Annotated in this window: 20 protein-coding genes and 1 tRNA gene; 16 read left to right on the forward strand and 5 right to left on the reverse strand. The window is 44.5% G+C overall.

Translation table 11 applies throughout. The annotated features are described in order from the left end of the window. Nucleotides 1–32 precede the first annotated feature (32 nt). From WD077_15515 to murI, 11 genes are all read left to right on the forward strand, one after another. On the forward strand, nt 33–812 hold the full coding sequence (locus WD077_15515; GenBank protein MEX0968640.1) for an alpha/beta hydrolase: 780 nt from the start codon (nt 33–35) through the stop codon (nt 810–812). Then, nucleotides 809–1,468 carry a CBS domain-containing protein gene (locus WD077_15520; protein ID MEX0968641.1) on the forward strand — a complete coding sequence of 220 codons (660 nt, stop codon included), beginning with the start codon at nt 809–811 and terminating at the stop codon, nt 1,466–1,468. The genes WD077_15515 and WD077_15520 overlap by 4 nt, the downstream gene beginning before the upstream one ends. A gap of 41 nt (nt 1,469–1,509) precedes the next feature. After that, entirely contained in the window at nt 1,510–2,391 is an 882-nt protein-coding gene (locus tag WD077_15525; protein MEX0968642.1) for an NAD kinase, read from the forward strand. An 80-nt stretch (nt 2,392–2,471) separates the two neighbouring features. Next, nucleotides 2,472–3,290 carry a DUF6089 family protein gene (locus tag WD077_15530; protein MEX0968643.1) on the forward strand — a complete coding sequence of 273 codons (819 nt, stop codon included), beginning with the start codon at nt 2,472–2,474 and terminating at the stop codon, nt 3,288–3,290. A gap of 8 nt (nt 3,291–3,298) precedes the next feature. Further along, nucleotides 3,299–4,147 (forward strand): DUF6089 family protein, encoded by an 849-nt coding sequence (locus WD077_15535; protein ID MEX0968644.1) that lies wholly within the window; start codon nt 3,299–3,301, stop codon nt 4,145–4,147. Nucleotides 4,148–4,226: 79 nt separating this feature from the next. Then, nucleotides 4,227–5,042, forward strand: coding sequence for a DUF6089 family protein (locus tag WD077_15540; protein ID MEX0968645.1), 816 nt, complete (start codon nt 4,227–4,229; stop codon nt 5,040–5,042). Between the two features lie 37 nt (nt 5,043–5,079). After that, nucleotides 5,080–5,835 carry an isoprenyl transferase gene (locus tag WD077_15545; GenBank protein MEX0968646.1) on the forward strand — a complete coding sequence of 252 codons (756 nt, stop codon included), beginning with the start codon at nt 5,080–5,082 and terminating at the stop codon, nt 5,833–5,835. Continuing rightward, on the forward strand, nt 5,832–8,288 hold the full coding sequence (bamA, locus tag WD077_15550; protein ID MEX0968647.1) for an outer membrane protein assembly factor BamA: 2,457 nt from the start codon (nt 5,832–5,834) through the stop codon (nt 8,286–8,288). Before WD077_15545 ends, bamA begins: the two co-directional genes overlap by 4 nt. A gap of 71 nt (nt 8,289–8,359) precedes the next feature. Further along, nucleotides 8,360–8,896, forward strand: a complete 537-nt coding sequence (locus WD077_15555; protein MEX0968648.1) for an OmpH family outer membrane protein — start codon at nt 8,360–8,362, stop codon at nt 8,894–8,896. Nucleotides 8,897–8,930: 34 nt separating this feature from the next. Continuing rightward, entirely contained in the window at nt 8,931–9,449 is a 519-nt protein-coding gene (locus tag WD077_15560; GenBank protein MEX0968649.1) for an OmpH family outer membrane protein, read from the forward strand. Then, nucleotides 9,439–10,257 carry a glutamate racemase gene (gene murI, locus WD077_15565; protein ID MEX0968650.1) on the forward strand — a complete coding sequence of 273 codons (819 nt, stop codon included), beginning with the start codon at nt 9,439–9,441 and terminating at the stop codon, nt 10,255–10,257. Before WD077_15560 ends, murI begins: the two co-directional genes overlap by 11 nt. A gap of 18 nt (nt 10,258–10,275) precedes the next feature. Here murI and clpX read toward each other — a convergent pair whose 3' ends face one another. From clpX to WD077_15585, 4 genes are all read right to left on the reverse strand, one after another. Then, complete coding sequence (gene clpX, locus WD077_15570) at nt 10,276–11,508, reverse strand: ATP-dependent Clp protease ATP-binding subunit ClpX (GenBank protein ID MEX0968651.1); 1,233 nt, start codon at nt 11,506–11,508, stop codon at nt 10,276–10,278. Then, nucleotides 11,509–12,204 (reverse strand): ATP-dependent Clp endopeptidase proteolytic subunit ClpP, encoded by a 696-nt coding sequence (gene clpP, locus WD077_15575; protein ID MEX0968652.1) that lies wholly within the window; start codon nt 12,202–12,204, stop codon nt 11,509–11,511. Nucleotides 12,205–12,215: 11 nt separating this feature from the next. Beyond that, entirely contained in the window at nt 12,216–13,580 is a 1,365-nt protein-coding gene (locus WD077_15580; protein MEX0968653.1) for a trigger factor, read from the reverse strand. Nucleotides 13,581–13,622: 42 nt separating this feature from the next. Then, nucleotides 13,623–13,704, reverse strand: a tRNA-Leu gene (locus WD077_15585). A 320-nt stretch (nt 13,705–14,024) separates the two neighbouring features. Between WD077_15585 and WD077_15590 the strand changes: the two genes are divergently transcribed. Then, nucleotides 14,025–16,256 (forward strand): bifunctional (p)ppGpp synthetase/guanosine-3',5'-bis(diphosphate) 3'-pyrophosphohydrolase, encoded by a 2,232-nt coding sequence (locus WD077_15590; protein MEX0968654.1) that lies wholly within the window; start codon nt 14,025–14,027, stop codon nt 16,254–16,256. A 47-nt stretch (nt 16,257–16,303) separates the two neighbouring features. Further along, nucleotides 16,304–16,780, forward strand: coding sequence for a transcriptional repressor (locus tag WD077_15595; protein MEX0968655.1), 477 nt, complete (start codon nt 16,304–16,306; stop codon nt 16,778–16,780). A 35-nt stretch (nt 16,781–16,815) separates the two neighbouring features. Here the strand turns inward: WD077_15595 and WD077_15600 are convergent, their stop codons facing one another. Continuing rightward, the gene (locus WD077_15600) at nt 16,816–18,081 is read right to left on the reverse strand and encodes an ABC transporter permease (GenBank protein ID MEX0968656.1); all 1,266 of its coding nucleotides are present in this window, start codon (nt 18,079–18,081) and stop codon (nt 16,816–16,818) included. 178 nt (nt 18,082–18,259) lie between these two features. Between WD077_15600 and queA the strand changes: the two genes are divergently transcribed. The 3 genes from queA to WD077_15615 all read left to right on the forward strand — a co-directional run. Beyond that, on the forward strand, nt 18,260–19,315 hold the full coding sequence (gene queA, locus WD077_15605) for a tRNA preQ1(34) S-adenosylmethionine ribosyltransferase-isomerase QueA (GenBank protein ID MEX0968657.1): 1,056 nt from the start codon (nt 18,260–18,262) through the stop codon (nt 19,313–19,315). Nucleotides 19,316–19,318: 3 nt separating this feature from the next. Next, entirely contained in the window at nt 19,319–19,996 is a 678-nt protein-coding gene (locus WD077_15610; protein ID MEX0968658.1) for a 2-C-methyl-D-erythritol 4-phosphate cytidylyltransferase, read from the forward strand. A 192-nt stretch (nt 19,997–20,188) separates the two neighbouring features. Then, nucleotides 20,189–21,423: S1 RNA-binding domain-containing protein (locus WD077_15615; GenBank protein ID MEX0968659.1), on the forward strand; the 1,235-nt coding region annotated here is incomplete at its 3' end.

Consider the following 21,423-nt stretch of genomic DNA (forward strand, 5'->3'; position numbering starts at 1 on the left):
GTTATCTTTGAAAACCTTTAACTGCCCGTGTAATGGAGTTTCGCGTTAAGCAAGAAAACAATTTTGAATACGTAGAAGAAGGGGAAGGACAGGTTATACTTTTGTTGCATGGGCTTTTCGGAGCGCTGAGTAATTTTCGTGATGTTCTTTCCTATTTCTCTAAGCATTACAAGGTTGTAATACCCATAATGCCGATATACAAGATGCCGATGATCAAGGCTACTGTCGGTGAACTCAGCAATTTTATCCATCGTTTTATGGAATTCAAGCAGTATCAGCAGGTCAATGTGCTGGGTAACTCGCTTGGTGGCCATGTGGCACTTATTTACACGCTTCAGCACAGTTCACGCGTCAGCAGCATGATCCTGACCGGAAGTTCCGGATTGTACGAAAGTTCGATGGGTGGAACATTTCCTAAGCGCAACAATTATGAGTTTATCAAGGAAAAGGTAGAGTTTACATTCTATTCTCCGGGCACTGCCTCAAAAGAGTTGGTGGATGAAGTATTCGGAATTGTAAATGACAGAACACGGGCAATGAAGATCATAGCGATGGCCAAATCAGCAATTCGCCACAACCTCCGGAAAGAAATTACCAAGATCAATGTCCCTTCATGTCTTATCTGGGGCTATAATGATCAGATCACTCCTCCTGAAGCAGCAGAAGAATTTAATGACCTTTTACCCAATTCTGAGCTGCACTTTATAGATAAATGCGGGCATGCACCGATGATGGAAAGACCTGATGAATTCAACCAGATCCTGGAGCAATTCCTTTCGAAAGTATTGATACATTCAGGAGACCAATTATGATTTCACGCGATCTCATAACGCAGTCCATACCGGTTCTCCTGATATCAAGCAAGATCAGCAGAGCGCGGCAGCTTTTTCTGGAATTCGGCATTAGCCATCTTCCGGTTGTCAGGAAAGGAAAATTCCTGGGAATGGTGGCTTCAGTGGCCTGTGTCTCACATCCTGATTCCTCTCAGACCATCAAAGAACTGGAAAATGATTTCATCAAAGCCAGCGTGCCGGAAGACATTCATTTTCTGGATGTTGTAAAGATCAGTGTTGAAAATCATTTAAGTGCTATAGCCGTTTTAAAGGATTATGAGTACGCTGGAACTATAAGAACCGATACTTTATTAGAACACCTTGCCCTGCAATATTCCTTTAATGAGCCTGGCGGCATTATTACGCTCGTAATGCCTGTACGAGATTTTTCCTTGTCTGAGATTGCTCATATCGTAGAATCGAATAACGCAAAAATTCTCAGCTACTATCTGAGTCAGAATGCGGATGCCAGCAGACTGACGGTCACATTGAAGCTTAATTCCTTATTCATGAAAAATATCATTGCGACCTTTCAACGCTATGAATATGAGGTGAGCGTGTTTCACTTCAACGAGTTGCAGCAGGATGATCTCAAAGATCGTTTCGATCATCTTATGAAGTATCTGAACATTTAGCAGCCTCTTTGGCTATAACAGGCTAACGAGCTTTGAAGTGTATGAAGATCGCTGTATTTTCAAGAGAATATAAATCCTCAACCGTACTCACTCTCCAAAGACTGTTCGACAGTCTCGCCCGCAATAACTTCAGGATTTTCGTTTTTGAATCACTTGCCAGAGAACTGAAAGAGAAAGGCGGGGTAAAGTATGAAGGAGAGGTACTGCAAGGCTATAAGGATCTTGTAGCCAACAGCATTGACTATGTGTTGAGCGTAGGCGGGGATGGAACCCTTCTTGAAACTTTGCTATTAGTAAGAGATTCAGGAATCCCGGTGGGAGGCATTAATACCGGTCGCCTGGGATTTCTCTCGAATACACCGGAGAGTGAGGTCGAGACTGCAATAGAGGATTTACGTGCAGGAAACTATTATATAGAAGCACGGACTCTTTTGAAATGTAATTGCGACAAGGAGCTTTTTAAAATGAACTATGCGCTAAATGACTTCACCATTCATAAGCGGGATAATACCTCAATGCTCATCATAAAAACCTTTTTGAACGGAGACATGTTTAACACCTATTGGGCAGATGGGATAATCGTTTCCACGCCAACCGGATCTACCGCGTATTCGTTAAGTTGCGGTGGGCCTGTTATCTTCCCTGGCTCAAAAACTTTTTCCATAACCCCCGTTGCACCCCATAATTTGAATGTAAGGCCCATTGTGATTTCAGATGAAAGCATTATCAGTTTTGAAATTAGTGGCAGAGGAAGCAATTATTTGGTTTCATTGGATTCAAGATCAGAAATTATTGACTACTCATGGCAATTGGCGGTGTCCAAGGCAGATTTTACGATGAACCTGATTCGCTTTCATAACCAAAATTTCATCAGTACATTGCGGAATAAACTCATGTGGGGCATAGATTCGCGGAACAATTAAAATCATAAGTCTTTGGTGAAATGGAAGAATCATGTAAATTTACCGCCTCTTTAAAAATTGGGAGAAAAAACATCTTTAATATGAAATTGATAAAAACAATTTTGTGCATCGCAGCTACAGGAATGTTGATGACAACCGCTACTGCTCAGGACCATGAAGTAGGTCTTTTTGTTGGAGCAGCCATTTATCAGGGAGATTTAACGGCTCCTGCACTCACGCTTAGTGAGACGAAACCGGGATTTGGAGGTTTATATCGCTATTACTTCAATCCCAGGTTAAATTTCAAAGGAAGCCTTTATACCGGATGGATATCCGGGGATGATAAAAATCATCCTGAAGATGGTAGGGAAAAAAGGAATCTGAGTTTCCGGAGCAATGTAACGGAACTCTCGCTTCAAATGGAGCTGAACATTTTGCCTTATATAAGCGGTAGCCAGAAATATAAATTCGCTCCTTACGTTTTTGGAGGTGTGGCTGGCTTTTACTTCAATCCCAAAACTGATGATGCGGCAGGAAATACGATCGCACTGCAACCTCTGGGTACGGAAGGCCAAAACCTTCCGGGTGGAGATCCCTACTCGCTGTATCAGTTCGCCATTCCTTATGGAATTGGTGTGAAGTACAACTTAGGAAAGCTTTGGAACCTCGGTTTTGAGGTCGGCCAAAGGAAGCTTTTCACTGATTTCCTTGATGATGTGAGCGATGATTATCCTGATATGGACGCTTTGGAGCAGCGCGACCCCAAAGCAGCCGAGCTTTCTTCAAGGGCTCCGGAACTGGGACTGAATCGCCATACCGAAGGCGCTCAGCGAGGAGATCCAAACGATATGGATATGTATGTATTCGTGGGCTTCACCTTGACAAAAACCTTCAGAAAGTATAGCTGTAAAGATTTTTAAAATAATAGATGTATAAAATTCTCGCATTCCTTCTTTTACTGTGGCTTCCCAATATTGCACAATCACAATACTGGGAAGCCGGAGTTTTTTTAGGCGGTTCTAATTATACCGGAGAGCTTACGCCTGGTGTGGTGGTTTGGAGCGAATCTCATCTGGCCGGTGGAGGTCTGGTGAGATACAATATATCCAGGCGTTTTGCCCTGAAGGGCCATATTTATTATGGTTCGATCTCAGGATCAGATGAAAATGCCAAAAGGGAAGAAAACCGGATCAGAAATCTTAATTTCAGAAGCTCGTTGTTGGAGTTTGGACTTCAGTTCGAATATAATCTCATGGAGTATGAGACCGGGACTAAATGGAATTTCGCACCGTTCATATTTGCCGGGTTGGGTGTATATCGCTATAATCCTCAAGCTATTATTACCACAAGAGCAAGCGATGGCAGTTTCGAAGAAGAATATGTGGAGTTGCAGCCTTTAGGAACCGAAGGCCAGGAATTGACGCAGTATCAGAATAGAAAAAAGTATAATCTCACGCAACTGAGTATCCCCTTTGGGGCCGGCCTTAAATTTTCCATAAGCGGCCACATGAATATTGGAGTGGAGATTGGCCCGCGGTTCACTTACAATGATTATCTGGACGATATCAGTCAGACCTACGTGGAGGATCAACTCCTTAGAGCGCAAAACGGGCCACTTGCTGCGAGGTTGGCGAACCGGACAGGTGAAGTACTGGGAGAACCACTTGAAGTTGGGCCTCACGTGGACAGGGGAAACTCATCCACTTTTGACTGGTATCATTTTGCAGGATTTACCGTTACCTATTCCTTCTACAGGGATGTATGCTACGGGTTTTGATCCAATTGTCACCATTTTTTGTTATTGTCTGAAAATTGCATTTAAGCAATTTTTTTAGCGAAGTACTGTTAGCGTATACATGCTACGAATTATTCCCATCCTGCTTTTCCTTCCTTTTTTGTTCTATCCTGACCTTATCCGGGCGCAGAAATATGAGTATGGTTTTCTTGTAGGAGCGGCAAATTATCAGGGGGATATGGCTCCGAGGCCCATCCTGAAAGAATCTCATCCTGCAGGTGGAATATTTTTTCGAAATAACGTCTCTCCTTTTTTTGCCTGGAAAGTGGGTGTACATTATGGTCGTATTTCCGGCAATGACTCAAACCTGGAGTATCTTCAAACCCGGAATTTAAGTTTCTTTTCGCCCGTCCTGGAAGGAAGTGCGATGCTGGAATTTAATTTCCTGGCATTTGCTACTGGTTTGAAGCCGCGGGAGTTTACACCGTTTCTGTTTATTGGTATTGCCGGGTTTCATTTTAATCCTAAAACAACTTTCACCGGGCAGGAGGGAGAGCAAACGACCATTGAGCTTCAGCCACTCAACACGGAAGGTCAAAATTTAGGGGGAGGGAAAAAGTACAACCGATGGCAATTCAGCATTCCCCTGGGCGGAGGATTTAAGTATACCCTTACAAGGCATTTCAACGCTTCAATTGAGATAGGTTTCCGAAAAACTTTTACCGATTATCTTGATGATGTGAGTACCGAATATTTTGATCCTGATCTGCTGCTGGAAAGAAATGGGGCCGTGACGGCAGGCCTGGCGGATCGCTCAGCAGATCAAATCGGAACCGCAGGTAAACAGCGGGGAAATAATGATCTTACAGATTGGTATATATTCAGCGGCATCACGATCGCCTACCGAATCAAAAATCCTGATTGTCCCGTCTTTTAGCTAATTTTGACCTCCTTTTCGCAGACGCCAAATCTTCATGTCTGATACTCTTTTATCTCAACTTGATAAGAATAAACTGCCCCACCATATTGCAATCATTATGGATGGGAACGGGCGCTGGGCTCAGGAAAAGGGACAGAACCGCATTTTTGGCCACAGCAATGGTGTGGTCGCAGTCAGGAATTGTGTGGAGGCTTCCGCAGAATTAGGAGTACGCTACCTCACTTTGTACGCGTTTTCGACCGAAAATTGGCAAAGACCCAAAGCTGAAGTGACAGCCCTGATGGAACTATTGGTTCATACTATCAGGAAGGAAATCAAAACGCTTAATGACAACAATATTAAATTAGAAACTATAGGCGATATTAATCGTCTTCCTGCCGGTTGCTACCAGGAGCTAATGGAAGCTAAAAAAGCTACGAAGCACCATCAACGGCTCACTCTGATCCTTGCGCTTAATTACAGTGCACGATGGGACCTGATCCAGGCCACCAGGAGAATTGCAGAAGAGGTGGAGAATGGAAAGCTCAGGATAGATGAAGTAGATGAAAAATGTATTTCTCAGCACCTTACAACTGCCCCGTTCCCAAATCCGGAACTTCTAATACGAACAAGTGGAGAATACAGGATCAGTAACTTTTTGCTATGGGAATCCGCTTATACTGAATTGCATTTTTCTAAAAAGCTTTGGCCGGACTTTTCGAAGGAAGATTTATACACTGCAATTGGCGACTTCCAAAGAAGGGAGAGAAGATTTGGTAAAACCAGCGAACAACTTATTCGTATTCAATGAAATTATTTTCAGTTTTAATTATAGTTGCTTTCACTTTCACGCTTTCGTCTGCCCAGATCGGAGACTATTCAATGCCATCTACTTACACCATAAAAGGTATAGAAGTTAGCGGAGATGAATCTTATAGCAGCAATGTCGTGATTGCCTTTTCGGGGCTCACGGTTGGAGAAGAAATCAAAATACCGGGCAATGAGATCGCAAATGCCATAAGAAAATTATGGAAGCAGAATTTCTTTTCTGTTGTTGAGATCAATGCCGATTCAGTGGATGGACGGGATATTTACCTGAACATATATGTAGAAACCAGCCCACGCCTGGCACAATTCACATTTGAAGGACTAAATAAGTCACAATCAAATAAGCTCCGGGATGAACTGAATATCAAAAGGGGAGATATTGTAACCCGGCAATTGCGGGAGAATACTTCTTCCCGGATTAAAAACTACTATATAGAGAAAGGACGCTATTTCGCTGATGTAGAAATAGTAGCTAAGCCTGATTCGCTTTTCAACAACAATAGTGTCCGGCTCATTATCCATGTGGATCGTGGGGAAAGAATAAGGATAAAAGAAATTGAGATCCTGGGAAATGATGCGATCCCGGATAAAAAGCTGGAAGGGAGCATGAGAGAGACCAGGGAAAAACAGTTCTGGAATCCCTTCAGAAGCTCAAAGTTTATTCCTCAGGAATATGAAAATGATAAGCGACAACTCATCAGCTATTACAACAGTGAGGGCTATCGGGACGCCTCCATCATAACTGACTCTGTTTATAGAATGGATGAAAAGAACCTGAAGATAGATATTACCGTAAAAGAAGGCGACAAATACTATTACCGTGATATAGCTTTTACGGGAAATACCAAGTACAGTACAAAAATGCTGATGGATATTATAGGGATAGACAAAGGAGATGTATACAATCCTACCCTTCTTGAGCGTAATCTTTCGCTGAATCCTGAGGGATACGATGTCTCTTCTTTATACATGGATAACGGTTATCTCTTTTTCCGGTATAATGTTGTGGAAGTGGGTGTAGAGAATGACAGCATTGATATAGAGATCAGGATAATGGAGGGGCCACAGGCCACGGTGAGCCGCGTGACGGTGAGCGGCAATACAAAGACCCATGATCATGTAATACTCAGGGAAATCCGGACAAGGCCCGGAGATAAATTTAATCGAAGCGATATCATCCGCTCTACAAGAGAACTGGCGCAGTTAGGGTATTTTGACCAGGAGCTGTTAGACGTAGCGCCAAAACCAAACCCAGAGGATGGAACTGTAGAATTGGAGTACAAAGTAGTGGAGAAATCCACGGACCAGATTGAGTTTCAAGGAGGTTGGGGTGCAGGTCAGGTGATTGGAACGATCGGCCTTTCCTTTAATAACTTCTCTATTCAGGATCTTTTTAATAAAGATGCGTGGAAACCTATTCCTTCGGGAAATGGACAGCGCATCAGCCTCAGGGCCTCATCGAACGGACGTTTTTATCAGAACTATTCATTTTCATTTACGGAGCCCTGGTTTGGCGGAAGAAAGCCCAACGCCCTCACCACTTCATTTTATCATTCAAGCTTTACACCCAGCGGACTGGGAAAGGACGACTCGCTCTATAACAGATTGCAGACTTCTGGCGCTACCCTGGGTTTAGGCAAAAGATTGAAATGGCCTGACGACTGGTTTACGCTTTATCAGGCCATTTCCTACCAGCGCTATTCACTTAGAAATTATAGCATTTTTCCTGGTTTTTCCAACGGGACATCAAATAATATAAACTATAATTTCATCCTGAGCAGGAACTCTTTGGATGGCACTATATGGATCAATAGCGGGTCAAGCTTCTCTATTGCCGGTGAAATTGCTCCGCCTTATTCCCTGTTTTCAGATAAAATTTATGAAACGCCTGCTGAAAAATATAAATGGCTGGAATACCATAAATGGAGTTTTGATGCAACGTGGTATGCCCCGGTAATTGAAAAATTTGTGTTAAAGGCAGAAGCACGCTTTGGTTTTCTGGGACTTTATAATCGCGAATTGGGTATTACGCCTTTTGAGCGATATGAATTGGGGGGTGATGGCCTTAGTAATATCAATCTTGATGGCCGGGATATTATCGCACTTCGGGGATATGCAAATGGTGCCGTGACGCCTACTTCTACACAAGGTGCAACGATCTTTGACAAGTTTACGCTGGAATTGCGCTATCCATTATCCCTCAATCCCTCCGCTACTATTTACGGGCTTATCTTTGCCGAAGCTGGAAACAGCTTTATGAGTTTTGATGAATACAGTCCTTTTGAGGTCAAGCGATCCGCAGGAGTAGGCGTTCGGATTTTCCTTCCGTTCTTCGGACTATTTGGTGTTGATTATGGTTTTCCATTTGATCAGCCGCATATCGGACAACGAAACCGGAGTGGGGAATTCCATCTTTCTATTGGCCAGCAATTCTGATGTTTGCAGCATTTTCATCCAAAACCATTTGGTACATTTTCTGTAAAATCACCGATCCAATAAAAAAATCTATGAAAAAAATATTTGCCGCAGCCCTTGTCTGCCTAGCCTTTTCCATCATTTCTGTACCTGCCCAGGCACAGCGTTTCGTCTATATTGATACGGAGTACATCCTTGACAATGTACCGGATTACCGCTCTGCACAAAAGCAACTTGACGCAATGGGCGCTCAGTGGCGAAAGGAAATTGAATCAATGATGGAGGAAATTGATAAAATGTATAAAGATTATCAGGCAGAGCAGGTTCTGCTACCCGAAGAAGCCCGGAAGAAAAGAGAAGACGCTATCGTTCAAAAGGAAAAGGAAATGAATGATTTTAAGCGGAACAAGTTCGGGCCAGAAGGTGAATTATTCCAAAAACGGGAAGAACTTATAAAACCGATTCAGGATAAAATATTTGATGCTGTGCAGGAGCTCGCAAAAGAAGAATCACTGGATTTTATTCTTGATAAATCCGGCACTACCACCATGCTGTATACAAATGCCAAATATGACAGGAGCGATGAAATTCTTGATATAATGGGCATTCAGATAGACGTGGAAGAGTAGAAATATTTTAAACACATAATTTAAACTATAACAAATGAAATTAGTATTCAGGACGCTCTTTTTCTTTGCTTTAATTGTGCCATTGGCCGCTACAGCTCAGCAAGAAGCGAAAGTTCAAAAAATCGGATATGTCAATGTAAATGAATTGCTCCAGTCCATGGCGAGAGTGCAAACTGTAAAGGATGATCTTGAAAAACATGGGACGCAGTTGGAAACCCAGATCACGAATATGGCCGGGGAGCTTGACAGAAAAGTTGAGGCCTATTATAATGAGGTTAATACCATGAGTGATGCAGTTCGCAAGGATAAAGAGCGCGAAATCACTCAGCTCCGGGAAAGGATCGAACGCTTTCAGCAGGAAGCTCAGGACGATTTAACAGCAAGGGAAAAGTCGCTGCTGGAGCCCATCCTTAAAGATGTTCGCGAAGCAATTAAGAAGGTAGCCACAGACAATGGTTATACCTATGTTATTGATACGAGTAGCGGATTGATGCTTTTTAATGATGAATCCTATAATCTTATGGCATTAGTAAAAGCACAACTTGGCGATTAAATCAGCAGACAACAGGCCGGTTGGAATATTCGACTCAGGTATAGGAGGCCTGACCATTGTTGATTCAGTGGTCAGGCTTCTTCCTTCAGAGCGCGTTGTGTTTTATGGAGACACGGCACATCTGCCCTATGGAGATAAATCCTCCCATGCCATTCGCACCTATTCCCGCAATATTGTGGAATACCTCATTCGGCAAGATTGCAAAGCGATAATCATTGCTTGCAACACGGCTTCTGCTGTGGCCTTTCGCGAACTGGAGCGAAGTTTCGGAGGGGAAATGGCCATTATAAATGTGATTGACCCGGTGGTAAAATTCACCTTGCAGCAAGTTACCAATGGAAGTATAGGCGTAATCGGAACCCGCAGAACCATCCGCACCGGCATTTACCCAAGAAGATTGCGTACCCTGAGAAAGAATGTCCAGGTCACTGCCCACGCCACCCCTTTGCTTGCACCCATGATTGAGGAGGGCTTTTTCAATAACAAGATCAGCCAGACGATCATCAATAATTATCTCTCCCGGCCAGGTCTTAATGAGATAGAAGCGCTTATCCTGGCATGCACACATTACCCGCTTATCCGCCCGGAGATTGAAAGATACTATGGGGGGAAAGTGAATGTAATTGACAGCACAGATGCGGTGGCGCAAGAGTTAAAATCGGAGCTGGAAAAACGAAGGCAACTTGCGGATCATTCGTTTCCGGATCATGACTTTTTGGTATCTGACTTTACGGCCAGTTTTCAGGAAACGACAAAAATATTCTTCCGGGAAAAGGTGAAGCTGCAGGAAAGGCGGATATCCGAATGATGCCCGGCTTGATATTCCTTACGCCACTTTTAGTAGCGCCAGGTTGGATTCGCTCAGCTTTGTTTTCACATTGTCAATCGTGAGCCGAAAATCCTGAATATCATCCTTTGATGGAATCTCATACATGTGATCCAACAGAATGGATTCCAGAAGCGAACGGAGCCCGCGCGCGCCTAATTTCAGATCCATTGCCTGCTCTGCCAGATAGTCTATCACGTTTTCATCCACCTCAAATTTTACTCCCTCCAGCCTGAAGAGTTCCTCATATTGCTTGATCAGCGCATTTTTCGGCTCCAGCAAAATAGATTTCAGCGTTGCCTTATCCAACGGATCCAGGTAGGTGATGACCGGTAATCTGCCGATCAATTCCGGGATGAGGCCATATTTCTTGAGATCGTGCGCATTTGCATAGCGGAATATATTGTCTTTATCCAATACATTTTCCTTCTCAAATAATGTCTTAAATCCAATGGCCTGCGATTGCATCCGCTTCATAATGGAGCGCTCTAAGCCGTCAAAAGCCCCACCGCACACAAACAATATATTGTTGGTGTTGATGGCTACTAAATTCTGCTCAGGATGCTTGCGTCCACCCTGTGGCGGAACGTACACAATAGAACCTTCAAGCAACTTGAGCATGGCCTGCTGCACTCCTTCACCGCTCACATCGCGCGTAATTGAAGGATTGTCGCTTTTCCGGGCAATCTTATCAATCTCGTCAATATAAACGATCCCCCTTTCAGCCGATTGAACGTCATAGTTAGCAGCCTGTAAAAGCCTCGTCAGGATTGTTTCTACATCCTCACCCACATAGCCGGCTTCGGTAATTACCGTGGCATCTGCAATGCAAAAAGGCACTTCAAGGATGCGGGCGATGGTACGGGCAAGCAATGTTTTGCCGGTGCCGGTTTCGCCCAGCATAAGAATGTTTGATTTATCAATCTCAATCTCATTCGCTTGCCCCTTCATGATCCTGGAAAGACGCTTATAGTGATTGTAGACGGCAACCGAAATCACCTTTTTTGCCTGGTCCTGCCCAATCACGTATTCGTCAAGATGCTCCTTTATTTCGGTGGGTTTCATCAGGCGGATCAGCGAGGCCTTCTGCGTTCTGCTGGCCTGCTCAGCCTCAATGATCTTTTCAGCTTCGGCCACGCACCGGTCGCAGATGAAACCTTCTTTCCCCTCTATCAGGAGGTAGACCTCTTCCTTGTTTCTCCAGCAAAAGGAGCAATATTTATCTTTCTTCATTTATTTCTTCTCAGGTGAGCTTTCCTTGGTCAGCACTTCATCCACCATTCCGTATTCTTTGGCTTCTTCTGAAGTCATCCAATAGTCTCGGTCTGAATCTTTTTGTACTTTATCGAAATCCTGTCCGGTTCTTTCCGCAATGATCCGGTAAAGTTCCTCTTTTGTCTTCAGAATTTCACGAGCTGATATTTCTATATCTGATGCTTGTCCCTGCACACCTCCCATCGGTTGGTGGATCATAACCCTGGAATGTTTGAGGCAGGAACGTTTGCCTTTTTCTCCGGCACACAAAAGAATAGCTCCCATAGAAGCCGCCATGCCGGTACAGATGGTCGCCACAGATGGATTGATATACTGCATCGTATCATAGATCCCAAGACCTGCATACACAGATCCGCCCGGACTGTTTATATAGATTTGAATGCCCCGGTTATTATCCAGTGATTCCAGGAAAAGCAATTGCGCCTGGATAATATTGGCCACATCGTCATAAATAGGTACACCCAGGAATATTATCCGGTCCATCATAAGGCGGGAAAAAACATCAAGCTGGGTAACGTTCATTGGCCGCTCCTCCAGGATGTATGGGGTGATGTAATTATATTGTTTCGCATATCCATCCAGCGTCATGCTGCTGATTCCCTGGTGGCCTACTGCGTATTTCTTAAACTCTTTGGCAAACGGGTCTTTACTCATTGTTTTTTGTTTTAATCATGATGTTGCTCTAATTCTCTGAATTGTTCCAGTGAAATTTCCTCTTCGGTGAATTGGGTTTCCTTCTCAAGATAATCCAGTACTTTTTGGTCCCGGATAGCGGCCGTTACCTGAGCGATATTTTCCTCTTTTGAAAGATAATTCTTTAAATATGGATTAATCATTTCGTCTCCGGCTGCGCCCATGCCGTATTGGGCAAACTGGCTGCGTACCATCTCGTAGGCAAATCTCGCGATCTCCTCATTTTCGATTTTTATATCCTGTTCCTTCGTAATCCGTTCGTTGATGAGGTTCCATTTGACTTCCTCTGTAAATGCCTTGAATTCTTTCTTGAATTCTTCCTTTTCCTGATCCTTTTGCTTGTCACCGGCATTTCGTTTCAGCCAATTGGTTAGGAAATTTTCAGGCAGGGTGATCGGAGTATTCTGCAGCAGCGTATCCTTGATCCGGTGGCGCGCCATGTGCTGGCTCTGCTGCTGAAAATAGCGTTCGGTAAGTTCCTTCAATTCTGCTCTGAAAGCTGCTTCATCCGTAATTTCTTTATCAGGAAATATGCTTTTGAAGAATGCCTCATTTAATTCAGCAGGTGTAGAGGAATAAATTCCGTTAATTTTTATCTGAAACAGATCCGCAAGATCCGTGGCCGTATGCTCATCAATTTCCAGTAAGGACTCTAATTCTTTGGAAGTAAGAAGCTCTCTCAGGTTTAAATTAAACTCTGCCTGCATCTTCTTTCCAATAAGTTCCTTCCTCAAATTATCAGGAAAGTCTTTTAACGTCCGCGTTTTTTCTGCTTGTACGCCCCCTTCGAGTGGAGTGGTTTCGTCAGCCATCTCCTGCATTTTAAGGATCACGTGGATCTCATCCTGATCCGGCACTTCTTCATAATCTTCTTTGGATGCTGCCTGCTCGCGCATCAATTCTATTTGCCGGTCCAAGTCTTTTTCCTCTGCCTTTACCTTATGCAGCAGCACACCCTGGAGCAATTGCGTATCAATTTTCACATCGGGCTTTATGCCTATCTCGTAAGTAAACTCAAAGCTGGAATCTGCTTTCCAGTCAATCTTTGAATCATCACTTTTCAATACAGGCCCCATCAGAAGGTCCATGCTTTGATCATCAAAGAAATTCTTTACTCCTTCCTGCACTGCCTTTTCTACCTGCTCCCGCTTCATCTGCTCAAGAAGCAATTTTCTGACAATGCCTTTCGGCACTTTCCCAGGCCGGAAGCCGGGTAGTTTTAAATCTTTTCTGTAAGTGTTGATGTTGCTTTCAATACCTGGTTCATAGTCCTCAGGGCTTACTTTTACTGACAAAACGGCATCTAAGCCCTGCTGCTCCCGGAAATTAATATCCACGATTAAATTTAGAATTTAAAATTTTAATAAAAACAGGAAAAGTGCGGATGGGGGGACTCGAACCCCCACACCTTGCGGCACCAGATCCTAAGTCTGGCACGTCTACCAATTCCGCCACATCCGCTGGATAAAGGCCGCAAAATTACAGTTCTCTTGCGAACTTGCCGCCCGGATTGTCTAAGTCGTCAACAGCGCGGTTTTCCTAAAAAAGATGCCCTGCTATCTAAAAGGACACCACATTTTTTCGGGAAAAAATTCAAGACAAAATTTCCGGGAATTTGGTATCTTTCCGGACGACTGATCTTCAATGCTCAGGAGCGGTAAATATCGTTATTATTGACATGCTGAAGGGAATTGAAATAAGCGGTTTAAAAACCATAATGCAGCATAGTAGTTGAATTTTAAAAGGAGTAGTTCAGGTTTTCTCAATAATGAATATGGAATATGCAGATAAGTGATGCAGAGTTGGAGCGGAACCGGATTCTCAATGCCTACAGAAATCTTCTCCGGAACTGCCCTCCACAGGTTACTAAAGAAGATAAACGGGTCATTCGCCAGGCATTTCGCTATTCGCTGGAATCACACCAGGGCATGCGAAGAAAATCAGGGGAGTTGTATATTTTTCATCCATTGGCGGTGGCAACAATTTGCGCCAGGGAGATCAGCCTGGGAACTACTTCCATTGTTTGTGCTTTGCTGCACGATGTGGTAGAGGACACCGACATTACGCTGGAAGATATTGAAGGAATCTTCGGGGCTAAAATCGCCAACATTATTGATGGCCTCACCAAAATATCCGGTGTGGTGGGCAAGACGAATTCCATGCAGGCTGAGAACTTCAGGAAGATTCTGCTCACCCTGGCGGATGACGTGCGGGTGATCTTGGTGAAGCTCGCTGACCGCCTGCACAACATGCGAACGCTGGAAGCCATGACCAGAACTTCGCAGCTAAAAATCGCCTCAGAAACGCTGGTGCTTTTTGCACCGCTGGCCCACCGGCTGGGACTCTATGCCATTAAAAGCGAATTGGAAGACCTTGCCCTCAAGTATACTGAACCCAAGGTGTATAAAGATATTTCACAAAAACTACAATCATCCAAAACGCAGCGGAGTAAATACATACGAAAGTTCATTGAGCCTTTGCAGGCGGCCTTTGCCGAAGAAAATCTGCGGTATGAAATAAAAGGACGCACCAAATCAATTTATTCTATATATAATAAAATGCGGCAGCAGGATATTCCTTTTGAGCAAGTGTATGATCTGTTTGCCGTAAGGATCATCCTGGACAGCGAAATCGAAACAGAGAAAGCCGATTGCTGGCAAGTATATTCCATTGTGACCGACAGCTATACCCCCAATCCCGAGCGCATCAGGGATTGGATCAGCACACCGAAAGGAAATGGTTACGAATCGTTGCATACAACGGTCATGGGGCCGCAGGGAAAGTGGGTGGAGGTGCAAATCCGCAGCAGGCGAATGGACGAGATAGCGGAGAAGGGATATGCCGCCCACTGGAAGTACAAGGAAAACGAATCAGGCGAAACGGGCCTTGAGGAATGGATAAGAAAGATTCGCGAATTGCTTGAAAATCCTGAAGCCAATGCACTGGATTTTCTCGATGATTTTAAGCTGAATTTGTTTTCGGACGAGGTCTTTGCGTTCTCCCCCAAAGGTGACATCTATACTTTGCCGCTAAATGCCACTGCCCTGGATTTTGCATTTGAAATTCATACTGATGTAGGGTTGTCCTGCCTCGGAGCTAAGGTGAATCATAAACTCGTGCCCCTAAGTTACAAGCTGAAAAACGGAGACCAGGTAGAGATCATCACCAGCAAAAAGCAGAAACCCAATGAGGCATGGCTCAAATTTGCAGTCACGGCCAAGGCCCGCTCTAAGATCAAAGCAGCACTGAAAGAGGACAAGCGGAAAATTGCCGATGTAGGGAAAGAGATTCTCTCCCGGAAAATGCGCTCGGCTAAGGTGAAATTTTCCAATGACAAGCTGCTACGACTTTCCCGGTACTTTAACCTTCCATCCTCCCTGGATCTTTTTTACAATATTGGAAGTGGAAAAATTGATTCGCATAGGCTGAAAACTGCAATGGATATTTTTCAGTCGCTGGAAGTCAAGAAACCGGAACCTACTAACGGAAAACCGAAAAAGAAATCAAAAAAGATCCTTCCGCCAGCAGTTAAGCCGGATATGGTGGTAGTGGGTGGAGATACAGATCTCGATTATTCCTTTTCCAAATGCTGTAATCCCATTCCAGGTGATGATATTTTTGGGTTTATTACTATTGGAGACGGCATTAAAATCCACCGGACTAACTGCCCGAACGGGATTCGCTTGATGTCAAATTATGGATACAGAATTATCAAGGCCAAATGGGCTGCGATGGAGATTAAGGATGTGAAGACCTTTCCCGTGGGTGTGAGGCTGATCGGGTTCGACAGTCTGGGAATTGTGAGCCGGATCACTGACATTGTATCCAAAGAACTGAAGGTGAATATGCAGTCTATCACTGTGGAATCAAAAGACGGGGCCTTCGAAGGGTCCATCATTCTGCTGATCTATGACACAGAGCACCTGGAGCAGCTTATTCAAAAGATCAAAAAGATCAGTGGAATAGATACCGTTTCCCGTTTTGATGTGGAGGAGACGTTGCCTCAGACCTGAGACTACCGCTTTCAAACCCTAACTTTGAGCAGAATTAGCTTTCAAAAATGACCGCACTGAAACCCAAAGAGGACGTAAAAGACATATTTTCAGAATATCTGGAAGGGAAGAAACACCGCAAAACGCCTGAACGCTTTGCGATCCTGGATGAGGTGTATTCGCGTAATGACCATTTTGACGTGGAAATGCTTTATCTGCAGATGAAGAACAAAAACTACCACGTGAGCCGGGCCACGGTTTATAATACGCTCGATTTGCTCTTAGACTGCAATCTGGTGGTAAAGCATCAGTTTGGGAACCATGTAGCCCTTTATGAGAAATCCTACGGTTACCGCCAGCATGATCATCTCATTTGCGTTCATTGCACCAAAGTCTTTGAATTCTGCGATCCGCGCATCCAGGAGATCCAGAATATGATGGGCGATCTGCTCAACTTCAATGTTCAAAACCATTCTTTGATGCTCTATGGCCAGCCTCAAAAATCAGAGGAAGGGATCTGTACCAACTGCGGAAAAGAAGTTTAGAGAAAATCATTGGCGAATAGGCAGCGCACTACGGTCTACATTTTATAGCGTATTGCCATTATGGGATCCATCCTCGCAGCTTGAAGTGCCGGCACCAGTCCGGCTATAATGCCAATGCCGCTGGATAGACCCACTCCGATCAGTATATTTTCGAGGCTGAGTTGCAGCGTCAGATCCATTGTAGCACTAACGATGAGCAAGCCGAAATAAACAACAGCAATGCCCGCCAGGCCACCTAATATACACAGCATCACGGATTCGCCCAGAAACTGGAGAAGAATGAACATTTTGCTAGCGCCAAGCGCCTTCTGAATACCAATGATGCTGGTTCGCTCCCGGACTGTTACGAACATAATATTCGCAATTCCAAAACCGCCCACCAGTATAGAGAAACCTGCAATGATCCATCCTACCAGCGTGAGTATGCCAAAGATCTGATCGAAGGCCGAAGAAATAAGTGTAACCTCGTTCAGTGCAAAATTGTCTTCATCGCGGGGGCTCAGTTTACGGATAGAGCGCATGTTTCCACGAATTTCTTCTTTCAGTTCATCTATATCCTGATCAGCCCCTCCTTTTACTACGATAGGGTAGTTGGCCATAAATCCCTGCCCCACGGGTACAAAGGAGCGGACAAAGTTGATCGGGACAATTCCCTGCCGGTCAAGGTTGCCTCCCATAAACATGTTGTTCCCCTGTTGCTCCAGGATCCCGATGACTGTGAGTTTGCGGCCCATCATCCTCAACTGGCGCCCAATCGCATCCTGTTGGGGGAATAGCGCATTTGCTATTTCAACGCCCAGAATAATGACGGGCGACCCCAGGTTCATTTCATATTCTGTAAAATAACGACCGCTTGCCACCTTCACCTCATTCACTTCATTATAATCGTATGTTACAGCCATAATGGTGATGTTCTGAGCGTAATGATCACCATGCTTCAGCGTTTGGTCAGAGAGCCAGCGGTAGTACGTGATAGCTTCAGCTTTCGGATACCTTTTCTGAAGCAATTGCATATCGCGATAGGTGAGCGGGGGGCGATTATTATACTTCCACCATTCAAACTCGTTTCCCATGATCCAGGGGATCTTTTGGATATAAATAACTTTATCTCCCAGGCTAGAGATGGATGACCGAACATTCTTTTCCAGTGAATCCACCATTGCCAGAATCCCTATAATACATAGAACGCCAATCGTGATTCCCAGCAGGGAGAGGAAAGTGCGGAGAATATTTGAGCGAAAATTGATAAGCGCAGAGCTTATGCTCTCTACAATAAGCGCTCTTATCAGGCTGATTTTCAATTTAGTAAATGTTGGTTTTTGCGATAATTGAAACGGTGGAAATAATTTGCCCTACTATGCGAACCGGCAGGCTACTGAGAGGTTTAAGAAGATTATTAAAGGATAATGCAAAGTTCTGTGTAAGCCCTGAGAAGCATTTTGTTAATTTTGCACGCCTTTTCGCAAATATAAGCAGACAATGAAATTATCTGATTTCAATTTTGAATTACCTGAATCCCTTGTAGCCAAGTATCCTGCGCCCTACAGGGATGAGTCGAGACTAATGGTATTACACCGGGATACCGGGAAGATGGAGCATCGCACCTTCAAGGACATTGTGGAGTACTTTGATGAAGGTGATGTGATGATCGTAAATAATACGAAAGTCTTTCCTGCCCGTCTGTACGGGAAAAAAGAAAAAACCGGGGCAAGCATCGAAGTTTTCCTGCTGCGTGAGCTTAATAAAGAGCAGCGCCTTTGGGATGTATTGGTTGATCCTGCAAGGAAAATCAGGGTTGGCAACAAATTATATTTCGGAGAAAAAGAAAATGAGATCCTTATTGCCGAAGTGATTGACAACACTACCTCGCGTGGCCGGACCATTCGTTTTCTTAATGATGCAGAGGATGATGAATTTTATGCCTCACTCCATAGCCTTGGGGAAACTCCTCTGCCAAAATATATGGAGCGAACTGCTGAGCCCGAGGATGCAGAATCCTTCCAAACCATTTTTGCCGCCCAAACAGGAGCAGTCGTTCCGCCAGCTTCCGGAATTCATTTTAGCCGGGAGATATTAAAATGGTTCGAGATTAAGGGCGTAGTGATCGCGGAGGTAACGCTTCATCTGAGCCTGGGTTCCCTCAGGAGCATCGAAGTTGAAGATCTTTCTAAGCATAAAATGGACTCGGAGAATTATATTGTTCCCAAGGCGACTGCTGAATTGGTGAATCTAGGCAAGCGCAATAAGAAGAGAATATGTGCGGTAGGAAATAGCACCATGCGCGCCATCGAATCCTCCGTTTCATCCAATGGAATGTTAAAGGGATCAGAAGGATGGACTGAGAAGTTCCTTTTTCCTCCTCATGACTTCAATATTGCTACTTGCATGATAACCAATTTCCACGAGCCTAAGTCTGCCTTTTACATATCTACGGCAACCTTTGCGGGTCCGGAATTATTGAGAAAGGCTTACAAAGAGGCTATAAAGGAAGAATACCGGTTCAGGGATTATGGTGATGCTATGTTTATTCTCTAGCAAATGTCGGAATGGGTAATAGTGGTGGCGGGCGGATCTGGTACCCGCATGAATACGGATGTTCCCAAGCAATTTCTGCCAATAGCAGGAATGCCCATTCTGATGCACACGCTCAAAGCATTCTACGATTATGACCAGCGCATTCAAATACTGATCGTGATGGCGCGGCAGGATTGGCCAATGTGGGAAAATCTTTGCAGGCAATTTAAATTTCCAATTCTTGCACCCCTGGTTTCCGGTGGTGAGGAGCGTTTTCATTCTGTCAGGAATGGCATTAATACGTTGCCGGGAAATGCGGATTTTGTGGCCATTCATGATGCTGTTCGTCCATTCGTTTCCCCTTATCTGATACATCGCGCTTTTAAAAAGGCAAGGGAGACGGGTGCTGCGGTACCCGGTACACTCATCTCTGATTCTGTGCGACAAAACGTTAACGGGAAGTGGCGGGCCATTGACCGGAATTCCCTGGTAGCAGTACAAACTCCACAGGTTTTTGAAATTGGCATGTTAAAGACAGCTTACAGTCAGGGTTATCAGGAGCGATTTACGGATGATGCCTCGGTGGTGGAAGAAGCAGGTTATGAAATAACCGTCATAGAAGGGGAGCAGCGAAATATTAAAATTACCACACCGGAAGATCTGGGCCTGGCAAGAGCTATGACGCGGGATCACCGGGAGTGATTACAGGAATAACTACACGAATCATCCGGGTTGGGCTAACGAATATGGTTTGAAGTATCCTTCCTGTTCATCCACAATGAATTAAATTAAAGGACAAGCAGATACAGGTTTCATCCACATTCTTTATAATTTTGCGCTCTCAAAAAAAGTCCCTATAAAATTAATACTCTATAAAAAGGAGGATTTCACTGAATGACTGAAGATCAAAACAAACAATTTCACGAACCATCTGCGAATCAACCTGCAGGTGATGTCTCAGCCGATAAGGCAAAAGAGGCAAAGCCTGTAAAAGAAGGAACCGCTCCAGCCGGTAAGGCGGAGGAAGAAACTTCTGAAGAAATTACGCCAACACCAGCCAGCGAGCCGGAAAACGAGCCTTCTGAAAACGCAGCAGAAGAGCCAACGGCCAACGTCTCCAACAAAGAGGATGACGCAAAACCAGCCGCAGAGCCTTCTCCTGAACCTGTAAAGACAGGGGCCACGGGAGAGGCTGAAGAAAAGGCTGAAACTCCACAAGACGAAGCTGGTAATAAAGAAAAGAAGGCACCAGCCAAAGAAGATGAGCCCGCACCATCAGCAAAAGTGGTCAGCTCAGAAAACAAGAATCCTCCAAAACAGGACTTCGACTGGACCAAGTTCGAAGGAGGCATGGATGATTACAGCGACAATGAACGCGATAATCTGGAAAAACTTTATGCGGAAACCCTGAGCGATGTTCAGGAAAGAGAAGTGGTAAAAGGAAAAGTTGTTTCCATTACTGATAAAGATGTGGTGCTGAACATTGGATTCAAATCCGATGGATTGGTTCCGCTTTCTGAATTTAAATACAAGAAAAACCTGCAACCCGGAGATGAGGTAGAGGTGCTTGTCGAAACCAAGGAAGACAAGAACGGCCAGATCATTCTCTCCCACAGGAAGGCCCTGGCCGAAAGTGCATGGGATACGATCGTAGATGCCTATGAGACCGGGAAGATCCTGGAAGGCTACGTGAAAGATCGCACCAAAGGCGGAATGATCGTGGAGGTTATGACCCTGGATTCTTTCATGCCGGGATCGCAGATTGACATAAAACCCATAAAGGATTATGATGCCTTTGTGGGGCAGACGATGGACATTAAAGTGGTGAAGCTTAATCCGGCTTTCCGGAATATTGTGGTATCCCACAAGGCCATCATTGAAAGTGACATGGAGCAGCAAAAAACCGAGATCCTCAGCAAACTGGAGAAAGGCCAGGTGCTGGAAGGTATTGTGAAGAACCTTACCTCTTTCGGAGTATTTGTTGATCTCGGTGGTGTAGATGGACTGGTACACATTACTGACGTAAGCTGGGGCCGGATCAATCACCCTGAAGAGGTGCTGGAGCTTGGCGAAAAAATTAACGTGGTTGTACTCGATTACGATAAAGAGAAAAAACGCATTTCTCTGGG

The sequence above is a fragment of the Bacteroidia bacterium genome (assembly GCA_040880525.1).
In the GTDB taxonomy this organism is placed as follows: domain Bacteria; phylum Bacteroidota; class Bacteroidia; order CAILMK01; family JBBDIG01; genus JBBDIG01.

Coding starts and splice junctions, on each gene's coding strand:
- WD077_15515 (MEX0968640.1), top strand. CDS start 33: ATGGAGTTTCGCGTTAAGCAAGAAAACAATTTTGAATACGTAGAAGAA.
- WD077_15520 (MEX0968641.1), top strand. CDS start 809: ATGATTTCACGCGATCTCATAACGCAGTCCATACCGGTTCTCCTGATA.
- WD077_15525 (MEX0968642.1), top strand. CDS start 1,510: ATGAAGATCGCTGTATTTTCAAGAGAATATAAATCCTCAACCGTACTC.
- WD077_15530 (MEX0968643.1), top strand. CDS start 2,472: ATGAAATTGATAAAAACAATTTTGTGCATCGCAGCTACAGGAATGTTG.
- WD077_15535 (MEX0968644.1), top strand. CDS start 3,299: ATGTATAAAATTCTCGCATTCCTTCTTTTACTGTGGCTTCCCAATATT.
- WD077_15540 (MEX0968645.1), top strand. CDS start 4,227: ATGCTACGAATTATTCCCATCCTGCTTTTCCTTCCTTTTTTGTTCTAT.
- WD077_15545 (MEX0968646.1), top strand. CDS start 5,080: ATGTCTGATACTCTTTTATCTCAACTTGATAAGAATAAACTGCCCCAC.
- bamA (MEX0968647.1), top strand. CDS start 5,832: ATGAAATTATTTTCAGTTTTAATTATAGTTGCTTTCACTTTCACGCTT.
- WD077_15555 (MEX0968648.1), top strand. CDS start 8,360: ATGAAAAAAATATTTGCCGCAGCCCTTGTCTGCCTAGCCTTTTCCATC.
- WD077_15560 (MEX0968649.1), top strand. CDS start 8,931: ATGAAATTAGTATTCAGGACGCTCTTTTTCTTTGCTTTAATTGTGCCA.
- clpX (MEX0968651.1), bottom strand. CDS start 11,508: ATGAAGAAAGATAAATATTGCTCCTTTTGCTGGAGAAACAAGGAAGAG.
- clpP (MEX0968652.1), bottom strand. CDS start 12,204: ATGAGTAAAGACCCGTTTGCCAAAGAGTTTAAGAAATACGCAGTAGGC.
- WD077_15590 (MEX0968654.1), top strand. CDS start 14,025: ATGCAGATAAGTGATGCAGAGTTGGAGCGGAACCGGATTCTCAATGCC.
- WD077_15595 (MEX0968655.1), top strand. CDS start 16,304: ATGACCGCACTGAAACCCAAAGAGGACGTAAAAGACATATTTTCAGAA.
- queA (MEX0968657.1), top strand. CDS start 18,260: ATGAAATTATCTGATTTCAATTTTGAATTACCTGAATCCCTTGTAGCC.
- WD077_15610 (MEX0968658.1), top strand. CDS start 19,319: ATGTCGGAATGGGTAATAGTGGTGGCGGGCGGATCTGGTACCCGCATG.